The following is a 1,402-nucleotide window of genomic DNA, read 5'->3' as shown; positions in this document are numbered from 1 at the left end:
GTACCCGCACCAGCCAAGGTTAATCAGGCTATTGTAGATATTTTGCAGGAAATGGATTCCTGTGCCCTTCATGGCTATACTGTGGCCCCAGGAGATCCAGGGGTTAGGGAGACTATAGCCCAGAGCATTAATCGCCGGTTCGCTACCAACTTTTCCGGCAAAAATCTCTTTATGACCTCCGGAGCAGCGGCGGCTATAACCATTTGCTTTAAGGCCCTTAGTGAGGATGATGGTAGCAGTGAGTTCATTACCTTTGCACCATATTTCCCGGAATATAAATGCTTTGTGGAATCGGTAGGAGCTAAGCTCGATGTAGTGCCGGCCAATACGGAGGATTTTCAGATACAGTTTGATAAATTTGCTGAAATGCTGTCACCAAAGACCAAGGCAGTAATTGTAAATTCGCCTAATAATCCCAGCGGTGTAGTATACTCAGAGGAAACCATCAGTAGATTGACCAAGATACTTACGGAAAAATCCCAGGAATTTGGTCACCCAATATTTATTATTTCCGATGAGCCTTATCGGGAACTGGTTTACGGCAACATAAAGGTTCCGTATATTCCTAAGTATTATGCTAATACTTTGGTGTGCTATTCCTGGAGTAAGTCCCTGTCCTTGCCAGGTGAGCGTATTGGCTACATAGTGGTACCTGATGAAGTAACTGACTTCAACAAGGTTTATGGAGCCATTGCCGGAGCAGGTCGGGTACTGACCCATGTCAATGCTTCATCGCTCTTCCAGCGGGTAGTGGCCCGGTGTGTGGATGAACCGGCTAATATTGCCGCTTACGAAAAGAACGGTAATTTGCTATACGAGGGTCTGAAGGAAGCGGGATTCCAGTGTTTGAAGCCTCAAGGAGCCTTTTACTTGTTCCCTAAGGCCTTGGAAGAGGATGATTATGCTTTTTGTGAAAAGGCCAAGAAATATGATTTGCTGTTGGTACCAGGGGCGGACTTTGGTTGTCCGGGTTATTTCCGGGCAGCATATTGCATTAAGGAGGATACCATCAGACGCTCCATCCCGGCCTTTAAAAAATTAGCGGAAGAGTATCGCTCCTAATCATGAGTACATAGTATGAAAATTTAATCTGTATTATATATTGAAAAACAGCAGTCTGCGTTGAGTCAGACTGCTGTTGAATTTTTGGGGTAGAGGTAACTTGTCATGAATGGTATAATATTAATGTTATGATTAAATAATATATGTCAGAGCACTAAAAGCGTGTGAAAATAATTTGAGGTGTTTTATAGATGATTACGGGTAAGACGAAGGTGTTGGCGGTTATTGGCAATCCGGTGGAGCACTCCTTGTCGCCGGTGTTTCAGAATGCCGGGATCAGGGCAGCGGAGTTGGATTATGTTTATACGGCCTTTCCGGTGAAAGAGGGAAAACTGGGGGA

At 44.7% G+C, this 1,402-nt stretch carries 1 protein-coding gene and 1 pseudogene; both read left to right on the top strand.

The features are described 5' to 3' along the window. Positions 1-1,062, top strand: a 1,062-nt coding sequence (locus ACKI5G_RS10240; RefSeq protein WP_407400068.1) for a pyridoxal phosphate-dependent aminotransferase, incomplete at its 5' end; no start/stop codon positions are given. Positions 1,063-1,253: 191 nt separating this feature from the next. After that, positions 1,254-1,402: pseudogene (locus ACKI5G_RS10235) on the top strand (shikimate dehydrogenase); the annotation flags it as partial.

This window comes from Anaerovibrio sp. (assembly GCF_045637405.1).
Taxonomy (GTDB): Bacteria; Bacillota; Negativicutes; order Selenomonadales; family Selenomonadaceae; genus Anaerovibrio.
The sequence above is the reverse complement of the archived record's forward strand: the minus strand, read 5'-3'. Positions and strand labels throughout refer to the sequence as shown.